General features: G+C 55.1%; 13 protein-coding genes and 1 tRNA gene. 2 read left to right on the top strand and 12 right to left on the bottom strand.

Features of this window, described 5'->3' with window-relative positions; translation table 11 throughout:
• The 10 genes from rpsR to mpl all read right to left on the bottom strand — a co-directional run bounded on the left by rpsR (position 1) and on the right by mpl (position 10,855).
• On the bottom strand, positions 1–231 hold the full coding sequence (rpsR, locus tag ACUN9X_RS14290) for a 30S ribosomal protein S18 (protein WP_007348899.1): 231 nt from the start codon (positions 229–231) through the stop codon (positions 1–3).
• A 29-nt stretch (positions 232–260) separates the two neighbouring features.
• On the bottom strand, positions 261–701 hold the full coding sequence (gene rpsF / locus ACUN9X_RS14285) for a 30S ribosomal protein S6 (protein ID WP_260034294.1): 441 nt from the start codon (positions 699–701) through the stop codon (positions 261–263).
• A gap of 195 nt (positions 702–896) precedes the next feature.
• A complete protein-coding gene (gene rlmB / locus ACUN9X_RS14280; protein WP_445473521.1) occupies positions 897–1,631 on the bottom strand; it encodes a 23S rRNA (guanosine(2251)-2'-O)-methyltransferase RlmB in 735 nt (244 codons plus the stop codon).
• On the bottom strand, positions 1,632–4,142 hold the full coding sequence (gene rnr / locus ACUN9X_RS14275; protein WP_445473520.1) for a ribonuclease R: 2,511 nt from the start codon (positions 4,140–4,142) through the stop codon (positions 1,632–1,634). It abuts the gene before it with no gap.
• A 169-nt stretch (positions 4,143–4,311) separates the two neighbouring features.
• A tRNA-Leu gene (locus ACUN9X_RS14270) sits at positions 4,312–4,398 on the bottom strand.
• Between the two features lie 189 nt (positions 4,399–4,587).
• Positions 4,588–6,564, bottom strand: coding sequence for a hypothetical protein (locus ACUN9X_RS14265; protein ID WP_445473519.1), 1,977 nt, complete (start codon positions 6,562–6,564; stop codon positions 4,588–4,590).
• Positions 6,565–6,735: 171 nt separating this feature from the next.
• The gene (locus ACUN9X_RS14260; protein WP_260034289.1) at positions 6,736–7,875 is read right to left on the bottom strand and encodes an acyl-CoA dehydrogenase family protein; all 1,140 of its coding nucleotides are present in this window, start codon (positions 7,873–7,875) and stop codon (positions 6,736–6,738) included.
• Between the two features lie 133 nt (positions 7,876–8,008).
• Positions 8,009–8,779, bottom strand: coding sequence for an ATP-binding protein (locus ACUN9X_RS14255; protein WP_445473518.1), 771 nt, complete (start codon positions 8,777–8,779; stop codon positions 8,009–8,011).
• Between the two features lie 29 nt (positions 8,780–8,808).
• Positions 8,809–9,489 carry a flavin prenyltransferase UbiX gene (locus tag ACUN9X_RS14250; RefSeq protein ID WP_445473517.1) on the bottom strand — a complete coding sequence of 227 codons (681 nt, stop codon included), beginning with the start codon at positions 9,487–9,489 and terminating at the stop codon, positions 8,809–8,811.
• Entirely contained in the window at positions 9,482–10,855 is a 1,374-nt protein-coding gene (mpl, locus tag ACUN9X_RS14245) for a UDP-N-acetylmuramate:L-alanyl-gamma-D-glutamyl-meso-diaminopimelate ligase (protein ID WP_445473516.1), read from the bottom strand. Before mpl ends, ACUN9X_RS14250 begins: the two co-directional genes overlap by 8 nt.
• Before the next feature lie 220 nt (positions 10,856–11,075).
• Here mpl and ACUN9X_RS14240 point away from each other — a divergent pair, with 220 nt between their 5' ends.
• The gene (locus tag ACUN9X_RS14240) at positions 11,076–12,338 is read left to right on the top strand and encodes a 6-phosphofructokinase (protein WP_260034281.1); all 1,263 of its coding nucleotides are present in this window, start codon (positions 11,076–11,078) and stop codon (positions 12,336–12,338) included.
• A 74-nt stretch (positions 12,339–12,412) separates the two neighbouring features.
• Here the strand turns inward: ACUN9X_RS14240 and ACUN9X_RS14235 are convergent, their stop codons facing one another.
• Together ACUN9X_RS14235 and ACUN9X_RS14230 are read right to left on the bottom strand one after the other, a co-directional pair.
• Positions 12,413–12,667: a GrxA family glutaredoxin gene (locus ACUN9X_RS14235; protein ID WP_445473515.1), complete on the bottom strand. Its 255-nt coding sequence runs from the start codon at positions 12,665–12,667 to the stop codon at positions 12,413–12,415.
• A 161-nt stretch (positions 12,668–12,828) separates the two neighbouring features.
• A complete protein-coding gene (locus tag ACUN9X_RS14230; protein ID WP_445473514.1) occupies positions 12,829–14,955 on the bottom strand; it encodes a methyl-accepting chemotaxis protein in 2,127 nt (708 codons plus the stop codon).
• Between the two features lie 233 nt (positions 14,956–15,188).
• On the opposite strand from ACUN9X_RS14230, the gene ACUN9X_RS14225 reads away from it, so the two are divergent.
• On the top strand, positions 15,189–15,614 hold the full coding sequence (locus ACUN9X_RS14225) for a YqaA family protein (RefSeq protein WP_445473513.1): 426 nt from the start codon (positions 15,189–15,191) through the stop codon (positions 15,612–15,614).
• Positions 15,615–15,644 lie beyond the last annotated feature (30 nt).

Raw genomic sequence — 15,644 nt, 5'->3', positions numbered from 1 at the left:
TTAATTGTCGTGGCTATCGGAGTACGGCAGCAGAGCCAGGAAACGCGCGCGTTTGATCGCGGTCGCCAGCTGACGCTGATAACGTGCTTTGGTACCGGTGATACGGCTGGGCACGATTTTGCCGGTTTCAGTAACATAACCTTTCAGGGTGTCGAGATCCTTGTAATCGATCTCTTTAACACCTTCTGCCGTGAACCGGCAGAACTTACGACGTCTAAAAAAGCGAGCCATAATTAAACTCCTCAACTACCAGTGATGGATTATTCTTCTTCGCCGTCGTTATCGTCTGCAGCGTCGTTGTCGTCTGATGACTGAGTGTTTTCCTCAGACTCAGAAGTACGGCGCGGACGATCTTCACCGCTTGGGCGGCGATCTTCACGGGACTCGGAAGTTTTCATCGGTGATGCTTCAGTATCCGCTTCATCGCGACGGATAACGAGATCACGGATGATCGCATCGTTGAAACGGAAGTTGTGAGCCAGCTCGTCCAGCACTTCCTGCGAACATTCAATGTTCATCAGGACGTAATGAGCTTTGTGGATCTTGTTGATCGGATATGCCAGGTGACGACGGCCCCAATCTTCAAGACGGTGAACAGAGCCACCGGATTCGGTGATGCTGTTGGTATAACGCTCGATCATCGCGGGCACTTGCTCGCTCTGATCCGGGTGTACCATAAATACGATTTCGTAGTGACGCATGAGTTCTCCCTACGGATTGAACAGCCCCTTCAGGGACGCACCCGGAAGAAGCAAGGAGTTGGTATCGGAAATACCAGATTACTGCAGATATTCAGACGCCCGGACGCTCATCCGGACAAAAGAAAATCCACCCCAGAATAAGGGGTGGCGTATTTTAGGCATCCGGGACAGGTATTGCAAGCGCAGCGGCGTTTATCAGAGCCGCTGACGAAGGGCCTCAAACAAACAGACGCCGGTTGCAACGGACACATTCAGACTCTCGACCTGCCCGCGCATGGGAATGTTGATCAACGCATCACAATGTTCACGGGTCAGGCGGCGCATGCCTTTTCCTTCCGCCCCCATAACCAAAGCCGTGGCACCCTTGAAGTCCGCCTGATAAAGCGTCGCGTCTGCCTCACCCGCCGTGCCGATAACCCAAACCCCCAACTCCTGTATTGAGCGCAGAAAACGGGCCAAATTGGTGACGCGCACCAGCGGAACGGATTCGGCGGCACCACAAGCAACTTTTCTGACCGTCGGATTCAACGATGCCGATTTATCCCTGGGCACAATAACAGCCCGGACACCGGCAGCGTCAGCTGAACGCAGGCACGCACCAAGGTTATGCGGATCGGTAACACCATCGAGCACCAACAACAAAGGAGGCACTTCCCAATTTTCAAGGGCGGCCAGCAAGTCTGACTCCTGCATTTCCTTGCTGGGAGCAACCTGGGCAACAATTCCCTGGTGAACCCCTGCAACACGGGCATCAAGCTCTTTACGATGGACTACTTGCCACTTGACGCCCAGCTCATCCAACGCGTCGCAGATACTGCTGACCCGCTTGTCCTGACGCCCGGTCTGAATCCAGACCTGCTGAAATCGCCCCGGCTCTCGCTGGAGCACAGCATCAACCGCATGCCAGCCAAATACAAATTCCTGAGACACTTACCGACCCTTACCAGGCGCATTTTTTGAACTACCAGAGCGTGACTTGCCCGCCGCCCCAGCCCGCTTACCGCCTGTCTTACCGCCCGCTTCACGGGCAGCATCCCGAGACAACTTCTCTTTGGCGGACAGCGGTTTGCCACCGGATCGGCTGCGGGAAGACTTTTCCCGCCCCTTGCCAGCACTTCCACCCGGCGACCGCCCTTTACGTTCGCCACCTTTTGGTGGCAAGGCATCACGATCCGCCTTGCGTTTCTTGGGCTCACTGAGCAGCTCCAGATCGATTTTCCGATCTTCAAGCCCGACACGCATAACCTTCACCCGCACGGCATCGCCGAGACGGAAGCTGACACTGGTTCGCTCACCTACCAGTCGATGCTTGGCAGCATCATGCTGGAAATAGTCTCCACTGAGCGTCGAAACATGTACCAGCCCTTCGATATACACGCCCTCGAGCTCAACAAAGAAGCCAAAAGGCACGACCGCTGCGATAACACCATCAAACTCGTCGCCCACATGATCCTTCAGGTATTCGCACTTCAGCCAGGCCATGACATCACGCGTGGCATCATCGGCCCGACGCTCGGTCATTGAACAGTGCTGACCAAATCGCTCCATACGCGCATGATCATAAGGATACGCACCCAGCTCCGCATCACGCTGTGCAGGCTGAACAACAGCCTCTTTTGGCGATTCACTGTGAATCACCGACTTGATCGCGCGGTGGACAATCAAATCCGGGTAGCGACGGATCGGGGAAGTGAAATGGGTATAGCTGGTAAAACCAAGCCCGAAGTGACCGCTTTGATCAGGGCTGTATATCGCCTGACTCAACGACCGCAACATAACGGTCTGAATAACATTCGCATCCGGGCGATCGATGATACTGGACAGCAACGCCTGATAGTCGGAGGACGTCGGCTCATCACCGCCACCCAGCTGCAACCCCTGCTCACCGAGGAACAACCTCAGCGCATTGAGTCGCTCCGGCGAAGGCCCTTCATGCACCCGATACAGCGCCGGGATCTCATGCCGCTTCAGGAAGCGGGCCGTCGCCACGTTCGCACACAGCATGCACTCTTCAACAATCTTGTGCGCGTCGTTGCGATAGACCGGCACGATCTCTTCGATCTTGCGGGTCGGATCAAAAATAATGCGGGTTTCAGTGGTTTCAAAATCAATCGCGCCACGCTCTGTACGGCCCGCTCGCAACACCTTGAACAAGGCATAAAGATCCTCAAGGTGCGGCACGACGTGAGCATAACGCTCGCGCAACGATTGCCCCGCCTCGGAATCCGGACGTTCGAGAATGTCGCTCACCTTGTTATAAGTCAGCCGCGCCTTGGAATGCATCACCGCCTGACTGAAGGTGTAACTGCTAATGCGGCCACTGGCACTGATTGTCATATCACTGACAAGACACAGACGATCAACGTCCGGGTTCAACGAGCACAAACCGTTGGACAGCTTCTCCGGTAGCATCGGAACAACATGATCCGGGAAGTAGACCGAGTTACCCCGCTCTATTGCTTCTTCGTCCAGAGGCGATTCAGGTCGGACGTAATGGGACACGTCGGCAATCGCCACCACCAACCGGAAACCGCCTCGCGGACGGCGCTCGCAGAAGATGGCATCATCAAAGTCGCGAGCATCCTCACCATCAATTGTCACCAGCGGCAAATCCCGCAAATCGACGCGGTTTTCCTTGTCGCTTTCGGTGACTTCTTCAGGGATTGATGCGGCCTGCTCTCCGACTGACGGCGGCCAGGCATGAGGGATATCATGGGAGCGAATCGAGACGGCAATTTCCATACCCGGCGCCATATGATCGCCAAGCACTTCCAGAATCCGACCGGTCGGCTTGGTCCGCTGCGTCGGCTGACGCATCAGCTCAACAACCACATATTGACCATGACGCGCATCGCCGCAATGTTCCTCAGGAATCAGCACATCCTGATTGATGCGCGGATTCTCAGGCGTCACAAACGCGATACCGCTCTCACGGAACAGGCGCCCGACGATCTGCAGCGTCTTGTGCTCCAGCACCTCAACAATCTGGCCTTCACGGCGCCCCCGGTCATCAACCTGCACGACCCGCGCAGCGACACGGTCACCGTGGAAAACCTGCTTCATCTGGCGGGCACTCAGGAATAAGTCAGAGCTGCCATCGTCAGGAACCAGGAAACCGAAGCCGTCGCGGTGACCAAGCACTTTACCGGACACCAGATCCGCCTCATCGATTGGCACAAATGCATCACGCCGATTACAAATCATCTGACCGTCGCGACACATCGCGATCAGACGACGGCGCAAAGCCTCGATACCCTCTTCGGTCACCTGGTTGAGTTCTTTGCAGAGGGTTTCATGTGTCGCGGGCGCGCCGCGTTCACGGAGGTGCGCGAGGATAAATTCGCGACTCTGGATCGGATTATCGTATTTTTGCGCCTCACGCTGAGCATGAGGATCGTTGTTCTTTACTGTTTTTTCGTTCTTTTCTTTTTTGGAAACCATTAAAAAGGATGCCTTGCTGCCGGCAGATCAGGCGGGAAAAACATGAAAACGTCCGTCGCTGATCGCGGTTGGATGTGGCTGAAGTATAACCCGCAGACCGAAAGAGTCATAACGTCGGTACTGGAAAAAATTCAGAGGGTAATTTAAAGCCACTTCCTGGGGAAAGAAGTGGTGCCGAGGAGAGGACTTGAACCTCCACGCCCTTGCGAGCACTAGCACCTGAAGCTAGCGTGTCTACCAATTTCACCACCTCGGCAGGTGATTTGCAGAAATTGCCCGGCTAATAAATCAAAACCTGTAAAAACGATGATTTATCGGGATATCTGCCGCTGATGAAAGCTGTGCCCTCACCAATGGCGCGTACTTTAATCATTCATCGAAAGGCTGTCAAATACTTTCTTTGAGGTTTTTTACGTTGTCGCGAGCAGGCGACAACGTTGATTAATTAAAGGTTTTCAGCGATGTAATCGGCTAACCGGATGTAGTCATATCGCGCCAGCGCATAGATTCCCGCCGATGCTCCGGACGCTGGATAACCGCAGGTTGAGGTCAGATTCCCGGCTTTACGCGACAACTGTGCTTCATTGATCAGGTTTGGTTGAACCTCATCTACAAAATCACCAACCCGGATGTGGGAATACTCCCACTGCAGCAACTCAGCTGTATTCACGGTCGGGTCATAAAAGATCCGCCGTAACAATCGCTTGTGGCCATCCCGAGTGTCCCAGTCCATTTTCACCCCAACCAGATTTCCGTCGGCTGGCACCACCGTCGAATTAGTGTCGGGATCCTCAACCATGTCTCCCGCATTGCTGTTGGCGTATTCATAACTTTGCTGCGCGGATATGACCCGGGGCTTTGCCTGGTTCTCTGGCGTAATGGCACCCAGACACTCAACGATTTCGCCGGTAATGGTGGCGGATTTACTGGCGGTATCGCCCAGCAAGCCTGCAGCAGGATCAAGAATCGACAGATCAAACCCGAAGACCGGATCATTGGCATAAGTGTAGTCGGGAGTGAAAGTCGCAAGGGCATCCCCTTCGTCACCAGGCGCGGCTCCGCCAGAAGACACGGTCATTGCATCAACCTTGCCCGCCCCTGATAGCGTCCAGTCAAACACGAGTTGCGTGCTATCGCCAATTTCACTTGTTGCGGCCAACCCCGGATGACAGGTGGTAGCCGTTCTGAAATAAGCTCGCTGAGCTGCCCAGTCGAAGGTCAGCGTTTCATTGATCTTGTCATCTTCCCAGAACGGACGACTGGTGCCCGTCTTCAGGTAATAGCCGTCAAATGATTGCACCTCCAGCTTACTGACCTGCCCGTCGACATTAGCCAGGCGAGCAATTTCATAAGGGCTCGGCAACATACAGCCATCTGCCGATATTTTCTCCAGCACGCCCATTTCATTGTATTGAAAGGTAAGGTCGGTCGAGATGGTATCGCCGCCATCAATATTGGATTTAATCAGACCCTTTTCCTCTGTCGATGTGTGCAAGGACACACCCTTGAGCAGAATCGGATTATCCAGATCCAGAGGCACATCAGGAATCACCACCGTGTCCGTATCGACGTTTGCATAACTACCGCCGGACGAGACGGCATCATCAACCGCACGCACAATAGTCTCGGCACTGCCTGCGACACTGAGACTTACAATGCGCAAGGCATCCGCACTAAAAACAGCGATTCTGCCACCTGACTGAACCACCGCCGACTCATACTCATCGGGAAACTGCTGCGCCAGGAACCGTGTCAGCACACGGGCATAGGCGTGGGCGCGGGCATCTCCGGACCGGATATAGTCACCCTGCATATTAATATTGGCCAACGCCAGCGCCAGACTTTCATTCACATTCAGATCACCAATACCCAGCCGGCGCCTGGCATCCATCAGGGTGCTTAATGGCGTGACATTCTGTTCGCCCGGAGAGGCCGAAAGCATAAAGGCGTGTGGAACGGTCACGTTACCGCTGTAGGTTTCTTCTTCGGTAACACCGGGAATAGCCACGGACACCAGGGGATAATCTGCAGGATTGAGCTCCGCCGAGATTTCGGGGTCAAGACTGAACGACGTCATATCCAGCGAAAAAACGCCGCCATCACCGGTCATCGCTGTCGGCTCTCCCGAGGCAATGACAATGGTCCGTTCGGGGTTCTCTCCTACCGTCACTTCCACCTGATTGCTGTCGTACTGGTAGTCGCCATCGAGATCGAGCCATACTCGCGCATTTTTCAGGTAGCCATCGATGACGCGCCCGTTGTATGTGCCGACAGAGGGCTCGTAAAACCCGTCGGTATCACGGCCGTCAATGGGACGGTCCTCGGCCTCACCATCACCGCAGCCGGCAAGTAGCGTAAGCAGCGCAACGGCAGCAGTCAGTTTGATGGAACCGGGGTAACGGGAAGCCTGGCGATCTGTCATGGGCGCAACCGTTGTCCTTATAATGGGTTGTCGATCCGGCCACTCTATGACAAAGACTGACGGTTAACCTTGATAGGCTTGGCAATTTGTAAATTTGGGTAACGGAAGCGAAAAACATCAACGAAACTGGCCTGCCCGGCGCACCGGCTCGGACAGGCAGCGTATTGCAGGTCAGATGGAGCGGGCGACAATTTCCTTCATGATTTCATTGGTGCCAGCGTATATGCGCTGCACCCGCGAATCGGCCCAGGCACGGGCAATCGGATATTCCCACATATAACCGTAGCCTCCGTGAAGCTGGACGCACTCATCCATCACTCTGCACTGCAGATCGGTGGTCCACTGTTTAAGCATTGCGGCAGTCGGTATATCCAGCTTTTTATCCAGATGCAGTTCAAGGCAACGATCTGTGAACACTCGGGCGGCGGTGATATCCGCTTTCATTTCGGCCATTTTGAAACGGGTATTCTGGAACGCCATCACGGGCTTGCCGAATGCCTTGCGCTCTTTGACGTAAGATCGCGTCCATTCCCAAGCAGCTTCAGCTGCAGCAACCGCTGTCAGTGCCACTTGCAGACGCTCTGCCGGTAACTCCTGCATCAGCTGCATAAAGCCCTGCCCTTCGCCACTGCCCAGCAGGTTGTCCAGCGGCACTTTCACATCCTGGAAGAACAGCTCGGACGTGTCCTGAGCCTTGAGCCCGACCTTTTCCAGGTTCTGGCCGCGCTCAAACCCCTCGGAGGTGGTTTCGACCAGCAGCAAACTGGTCCCCTTTGCGCCTTCCTGTGGATTGGTTTTCGCCACGACAATGACCAGATCTGCCATCTGGCCGTTGGTTATAAAAGTTTTTGAGCCGTTTAGCAGGTAATGATCACCCTGGCGGATCGCGCTGGTTTTCACGCCCTGCAAATCCGAGCCGGCACCCGGCTCGGTCATTGCGATGGCACCAATCATCTCGCCCGCCGCCAGCTTGGGCAGGTACTTCTGCTTCTGGGCATCAGTGCCATAGTTCAGAATATAAGGTGCCACGATGTCGGAATGCAGATTCCAGCCGATACCACTGGTGCCGGCCCGAGCCAACTCTTCCATTATCACAGCGCTGTAGCGGAAATCCGCGCCCACGCCACCGAACTCCTCTGGCAGGCAGGGGCAGAGAAAGCCCAACGCTCCCGCCTTTTCCCAGACTTCGCGGCTGACCTGGCCGTCCTTTTCCCACTGGCTGTGGTAAGGCACTGCCTCCTGTTCAAGGAATTTGCGGACGGTGTCGCGAAAGCCTTCAAGATCGGCGTCAAAAAGCGTGCGTGGAATCATGGTCAACCTCTGAGTTGTTCAATGTTATCCAGCCAGTGTCAGCGGCAAGCCTGCTGCACTCAATGGTGAAAAACATCAATCAGGTTGACCAAAACAATCGCCGGAAGACCACTGACGATTCAGGAAAGTCCGATTACTGGCCGTCGAAATGATCGGAATAAGCGTTATAGAAATGCCGGGCAGCACGTCCGCTACGGCCGCCTTTGGCAAGTGCAAAGCGGATTGCGAGCAGGTGCAGCTCAGAGCGGTCCTTTATGTCCGGAAACAGGGCATCCACCAGCGCAAGATACTCATCCTGGTTGAAAGGATAGAACGATAGCCAAAGACCAAAGCGGTCCGATAGTGAAACCTGTTCTTCAATGCCTTCGCTGGGATGCAGCTCGCCTTCAACCATTTTGGAGTCCTGATTGTCTTTCATAGACTCCGGCATCAAGTGGCGGCGATTGGATGTGGCGTAAACTTTGACGTTCTCGGGCGGACTCTCGATGGAGCCTTCCATGACGCTTTTGAGCGCTTTGTAGGTCGAGTCGCCTCGCTCGAACGAGAGATCGTCGGAGAAAACTATAAAGCGGTAAGGTAACTCCCGGATCTCATCGACGATTTCCGGCAGGAAGACCAGATCTTCACGGTCCACTTCGATAATCCGCAAGCCTTGCTCAAAGTAGGTATTGAGAATGGCCTTGATCAGCGATGACTTGCCGGTGCCCCGGGAACCCCACAGCAATGCGTTGTTGGACGGCTCACCACGAATAAAACGTTCGGTGTTGGTGACAAGCAACTGCTTTTGGCGCTCCACTTCCAGCAACTGGTCCAGTGAGATGTTGTCGATCGCGTGAACGGCGCGCAGCGTGTTGCTGTGCCGGCGGTAAATCGCAGCCGGCGTGGTTTGCCAATCAATACCCATGTCACTCAACATCCTTAACTGTGTGACGGTTATCCGTCCGTTTTATGTCTTCCAGCAGAAGCGGCCTGCTCCAAACGACGCTGTGTCCGGCGCTCACCCCAGCGCGGCATCAGTTGCTGATCCAGCTCCAGGTGATCCAGTATCCGGGCGACGATGAAATCAATCAGGTCTTCTATCCCCTGGGGCTGGTGATAGAAACCCGGGCTGGCTGGCATGATGGTCGCGCCCATTCGGCTCAGCTTCAGCATGTTTTCCAGATGCACTTCCGACAGCGGCGCTTCCCGCGGCACCAGAATCAATGTTCGGCGCTCTTTCAACGCTACATCGCCAGCACGCTCAATCAGGTTATTGCTTGCACCCGTTGCCAAAGCTGACAGCGTGCCCGTACTACACGGGCACACGACCAACGGTGCCCGGCTGCCGGAACCGGACGCCGGCGGCGCAAACCAGTCCTCGCGCCCGAAGACCAGCAACTGATCTGGCTCCGCATTATAGAGGTCTATCAAACAGGTCTGCATCGCCTCGGATGACCCGGGCAATTTAATATTGGTCTCTGTTGCCACCACAATCTGGGCAGCCTTGCTGATCATGAAATGCACCTGAACCCCTGCCGCCAGCAGGCACTCCAGCAATCGCAGGCCGTATTGCGCCCCCGAAGCGCCCGTTAGCGCCAGATTGACCACCCGGCGCGGGGTTGCTTGATCAGTCAAAATAACGCTCCAGTTCTGCGATCAGTTTCTGATGAATGCCGCCGAAGTCGCCGTTGCTCATCACCACGATGTGGCACGGCACCGGTAAGGATACGAGCACCTGCTGGATCAGTTCATCGACCGATGAGCCGAGTTGATGCTTGCTATCGCTCTCGGGCACCAGTTGATTCAGCCACTCCATGTCATTCAGGTTAGCCCAGATCACCCGGTCCGCCTGCTCACTGCTCGCCAGCAATGTCGCCTGGTGTACACCCTGCTGCATGGTGTTGGAACGTGGCTCGATCAGCGCAATAATCGGATCATCGCCCACTTTCTTGCGCAGCCCGTCAAGCGTGGTCGCAATCGCGGTGGGATGGTGCGCAAAATCGTCGTAGACGCGAATCCCCTGAACATCCGCCAACAGCTCCATTCGACGCTTAACACCCGAAAAACGGTTCAGAGCTGCAATCGCATGATCCGGCGTTACACCCACATGACGAGCAGCCGCAATAGCCGCCAGCGCATTGCGCACGTTATGCAGCCCGGTCTGCGACCAGTTGACCGCCGCTACCGGTTGTTCATTGTGAACCACCATAAAGTGGCTGCCGTCATCCGCCAGCAACTCGGCGCGCCAACTCGCCTGCTCCACTTCTCCACCAACGGAGGTGGTCTGCACACTGCTCCAGCAACCCATCGCCAGTGCACTGTCGAGATGCACATCCGTTGCCGGGCGCACAATCAGGCCGCTCGACGGCACCGTTCTGACCAGATGATGAAACTGGCGTTCGATCGCCTCGACATTGTCGAAGATATCGGCGTGATCAAATTCGAGGTTGTTCAGAATGACCGTACGCGGACGGTAGTGAACAAACTTGGAGCGCTTGTCAAAGAACGCGCTGTCGTACTCATCAGCTTCAATCACGAAGAAATCAGTTTCCCCCAACCGGGCCGAGACCGAAAAATCCAGTGGCACCCCACCCACCAGATAGCCTGGCTTTAGCCCTGCCTGATCCAGCATCCACAGCAGCATCGATGTCGTGGTGGTTTTTCCGTGAGTGCCGGCAACCGCCAGTACCCATCGTGACTTCAGCACTTCCCGCGAGAGCCATTCCGGCCCGGACATATAGTCGATGCCACGATTCAGCACGGCTTCCACTTCGGGATTACCGCGGGACATCGCATTGCCGATCAGCACCAGATCCGGCTCGGGCTTCAGGTTATCCGGCGAATAACCATTCATAAGCTCAATGCCCTGGGCTTCAAGCTGGGTGCTCATAGGGGGGTAGACCCCGTGATCAGATCCCGTCACCTTATGGCCGGATTCCCGCGCCAGAACAGCGAGGCTGCCCATAAAAGTGCCGCAGATACCGAGAATATGGATATGCATAGAATTCCTGAATTAATGTTCCGTCACTGTTCCGTTACCTGAAAGCCCGGCCAACTCAGCGAGCGCGCCAGACACCCAAGCGCGCGTTGGCGCCGGCTATAAGAAAGGAAGCGTCCTGTATCCGGCGTGCTGCGTCAAGCAACTATCCTGTCATGAAATATGCATTGGATTCACGTATCATTCGCGCGATGTGAACAACCTGCAGGAGGCGCCAGTCACGATGGCCATCAAGAATGCTTTTTATGCCCAATCTGGCGGTGTCACCGCCGTCATTAATGCAAGCGCCTGTGGCGTTATTCAGACCGCTCGCAAACACCCTGAAGCCATCGGTACAGTCTACGCGGGTCGCAACGGCATTATCGGTGCCCTTCGCGAAGAGCTGATTGATACCAGCGAAGAAAGCGAAGAGACCATTGCCGCACTGATGCATACCCCCGGTGGCGCTTTTGGTTCATGCCGCTACAAGCTTAAGAACTTCACCGAGAACAAGCGCGAATATGAACGTCTGATCGAAGTGTTCCAGGCGCACAATATCGGCTACTTCTTTTACAACGGTGGGGGCGATTCCCAGGATACCGCATTCAAGGTCTCGCAAATGGCCGAGCGTATGGGCTACCCGATCACCTGTATCGGTGTTCCCAAAACAGTCGACAATGATCTGCCCTTCACAGACTGCTGCCCCGGCTTCGGCTCGGTCGCAAAGTACATTGCGACCTCAACGCTCGAAGCCAGTCTCGACATCAAGTCGATGTGCGAATCGTCCACCAAGGTCTTTATCCTTGAAGTCATGGGTCGTCACGCAGGCTGGATTGCGGCCTCTGCAGGTCTGGCGGGCCAGGGTGAAGGCTCCGCGCCCCACATTATCCTGTTCCCGGAAATTCCGTTTGACCGGGATGCGTTCCTCAAGCGCGTTGAACATTGCGTCGAGAACTACGGCTACTGTGTCGTGGTGGCATCAGAGGGCGCCCAGTACGAAGACGGCCGGTTTATTGCCGATGCGGGCAGCAAGGATGCCTTCGGTCACACTCAGCTGGGTGGCGTTGCGCCAGCGCTGGCGAATATGACCAAGCAGGCACTGGGCTACAAGTATCATTGGGCAGTGGCCGATTATCTGCAGCGTGCAGCGCGGCATATTGCGTCTGCAACTGATGTCGAGCAGGCCTATGCCGTCGGCAAAGCTGCGGTAGAAATGGCCATCGCCGGCAAGCAGGCACTGATGCCGACGATCGTCCGCGAACAGTCCAGCCCGTATCGCTGGCACATCGGTGAAGCCAACCTGAGCGAAGTGGCCAATCAGGAAAAGAAAATGCCGATCCACTACATCACTGATGATGGCTTTGGCATTACCCAGGATTGCCGTGACTACCTGTCCCCGCTGATCGCCGGAGAAAGCTTCCCGCCGTTCGACGATGGACTGCCAAGGGTTGCTCATATTCAAGGCATCCTGGCTGAAAAGAAGCTGAAGACTCCGTTCGACATTTAACGGTTCTGCGGCATAAAAAAAGGCGCCCGACATGGGCGCCTTTTTTATTGCTTCAATGGCGGTGTCCGCTGGAGTCAGGAAAGACTCTCTGCCGCCTGAGACGCAACATAACTGGCAAATTCGGTATATCCGCCCACGTGGGCTTCGCCAACAAAAATCTGCGGTACCGTATGGACAGGTTCACCAATTTTCTGGGCAATATCCGCCTTGGTGATGTTCTCTTCCATCATATCGACAAACTTGAAATCGAATCCCTTCATTTCGCACAGACGGATCGCACGGGCGCAAAAGCCACAGCTAAGACGTCCGAAAATGGTGACACGCTCCATAAGGAACTCCTGAATAACAGGTTTCAGCCGGCATCAGGCCGGCCTCAACTTAAATGACAAAGGGGATCTCCCCAACTTGATCGTGCGCCAATACTGACAGGCGGAGCGCCATTTTCAAATTTAATGATCTGAATGACCATGATAGAAAACACGTATCTGGATCATGTTTTCAGGCGATCCAGCTGCTGTTCCAGCGATACCACCTGCTCCCCGAGACTCTCACCGCTACCACGGACGCTTTGGGCAAGATCCCTGAGATCGCTGGCCGCATCACCGATAATCGTCAGGTTGCGGTTGATCTCTTCACTGACCGAACTCTGCTCTTCCGCCGCCGTGGCAACCTGAGTGACATGCTCGACGATGGTCGCGATACGCCCGACGACCTCGGCCAACGATTCATCTGCACTGCGTGTGCGATCAACAGCCGTAGTGGCGCGATCAACACCACCACGGATAACCGTGACGGTCTGCTGCACCTCCTGTTGCAATCCGTCGATCATCTGACTGATTTCATCGGTTGATTCGCGGGTTTTCGAAGCCAGCGTCCGCACTTCATCGGCAACAACAGCAAACCCCCGACCCTGCTCACCGGCCCTTGCGGCTTCAATGGCAGCGTTCAGAGCGAGCAGATTGGTTTGCTCGGCGATGCCCCGGATCACCTCAAGAATCCGGTTAATGTCATCGCTGCGCTCGGCAACATGGCCAATGGCACTGCTGGCCTGCTCCATATCCGCCGCCAGCTCCTGTACACCACCAACTGCCACACCCAGCGTTGCCTGAGTGCTTTCCACGCTGTCACTGGCCTGGCGCGCATTGCCCGCAGCATCACTGGCGAAGGTCGCCACCTCACTCGCAGCCGCTGACATTTCATTCATCGCGGTCACCACGCTGTCTATTTCTGCGTGTTGACGCGCGGTGTTCTGCTCAGTATCCACGGCGATCCTTCGCACATCACCCGCCTGTTCACTCACGACATGGTTGATGTTTTTGAGATCATTGATCATCTGTCGCAATTTGGACAGGAAGGCATTGAAGCCGTCGGCCAGCGCGATCAACTCGGCATGAGTGTCGATCTTCAATTCACGGGTAAGGTCACCTTCAGCGCTGGCGAGGTTGACCATACGATCCCGAATCTCGTTCAGCGGACGGATTACCGAGCGAACCAGCAAAATCAGCAAAATCAGTGACACAGTCGACACGATAATACCCGCTGTCATTTGCCGGGCAGCGGTTGCATCGACCTCTTCGGACAGTAACTGCGTCACAGCCGAAAGCTGAGCCAATGCTACCTCGCGGGGTAATTCAACGATAAACGACCACTGGCTGCCCGATGCGTCAATATCGACCGGAAACGCAACGGCAATGACATCGCCATCATCGAAAATCTCGCCACTACTCACCAGTGAGCGATACTGCTGCGCTTTGTCTGGTAGGGCTTCTGACAGAGGGCGTCCAAGGAACTGCTCATAGTGACTGGTGCCCGCAATCAAGCCTTTCTCGCTAACGAGCATGACGCGGCCGGCACCGTCATACAGCTCCTGACTGACGTTCTTGATGGTTTTCTGGATAGTCGACAGGTTCAGGTCGACACCAATCACGCCGGCGAACTCGCCCTGGTTCAGAATGGGCATGACCAGACTGGTCATGAGTTCGTTGTAGCCCTCTTCAACCTCGTAGTCGTAAGGCTCCATCGTGCAGGGTTTTAGCGTATCCCGGGAACACAGATACCACTCGGCTTCCCGAATCCCGAACTCGTTGCGTTCTTCCCGATATTTCTCGGCCGGGTCTTCGGTGCGACTGAACTGTATTTTGCCGTCAGGGCTCCTGAAGTAATAAATTTCCAGAGTGCCCGCATCGCTGCTGTGATCTTCAACTCCGTCGGTGAAGTAGCGATCCTGACCGTCATAAGCATCAGGCTCAAACTGGGCGTATATGGAACTGAGCTGGGGTTGTCCCTTCAGAATTGAGCCCACAGCGTCCGACATGTCCCGGCGACTCATTCGTCCGGAGCTGCTAGCCTCCACATTGCGCTGGATGACCTCCCGAAATGTTTCCGGTACTTTATAGGCGGTATTAAAAATACCCGACACCATTTCGCCGTACTGACCTGCGGTCGCTTTCAGGCGGTCAACGACAATGTTCTGCACCAACTCGCTGGTGTCTTTGGTGATGTGTTCTTCCATACTGCTTAACGACAGCTGGGCGGTTATGATCATGCTCCCACCCATCAGCAGCAGCAGAACAACAACCAGGGCGTACAGTTTTATTTTGAGAGACAGCTTTTTCATGAATATACCGGCTTGGAGAGATTTAATATCCCGAAGCAAATGCCAACAGGCGTGCGTCTTTTAAGATAGTGTGACGGAAAGCGACTCGCCACTTCACTCTGTAACCAATTAGGCATTGTGTAAAAAGGCCGCTGTACAACAGTGGAAAAGAGCACCAGGTAAAGTTGGCGCGTTGCAATGGTCTCATTGCACCATCAATACATTTCGTTGGCTTACACCGGAGAGTAATCCCGTTGGTTTATCTGACATTATTTCTGACCGCTTTTGCCGCAGCCACCCTGGTCCCGGCCTACTCGGAAGTATTGCTGGGAGGGCTGGTGACGCAGAATTATTCACTGTGGGGACTCTGGGCCTGTGCTACAGCAGGGAATACGCTGGGATCGGTATTGAATGGCTGGATAGGCCGGCAGGTCGAACGGTTCCGCCACAAACGTTGGTTCCCTATCAGCGAGAAGCAACTCGAATCGGCTCAGGTTCGCTTCAATAAATACGGCCAGTGGTCGCTGCTGATGGCGTGGCTCCCGATAGGCGGCGACGCACTGACACTGATTGGCGGGATAATGCGGGTGCCCTGGCTCAACTTCATTGTGCTGGTCGCTATTGGCAAGGGCCTGCGCTATGCACTGGTGTTGTGGATCGTACTTGAAGCAACCGGGTAAGGTTTCCGGGCAAGCCGGAAACCCATAGGC

The sequence above is a fragment of the Marinobacter sp. V032 genome (genome assembly GCF_052645435.1).
This window is presented reverse-complemented; position numbering and strand designations above follow the sequence as displayed.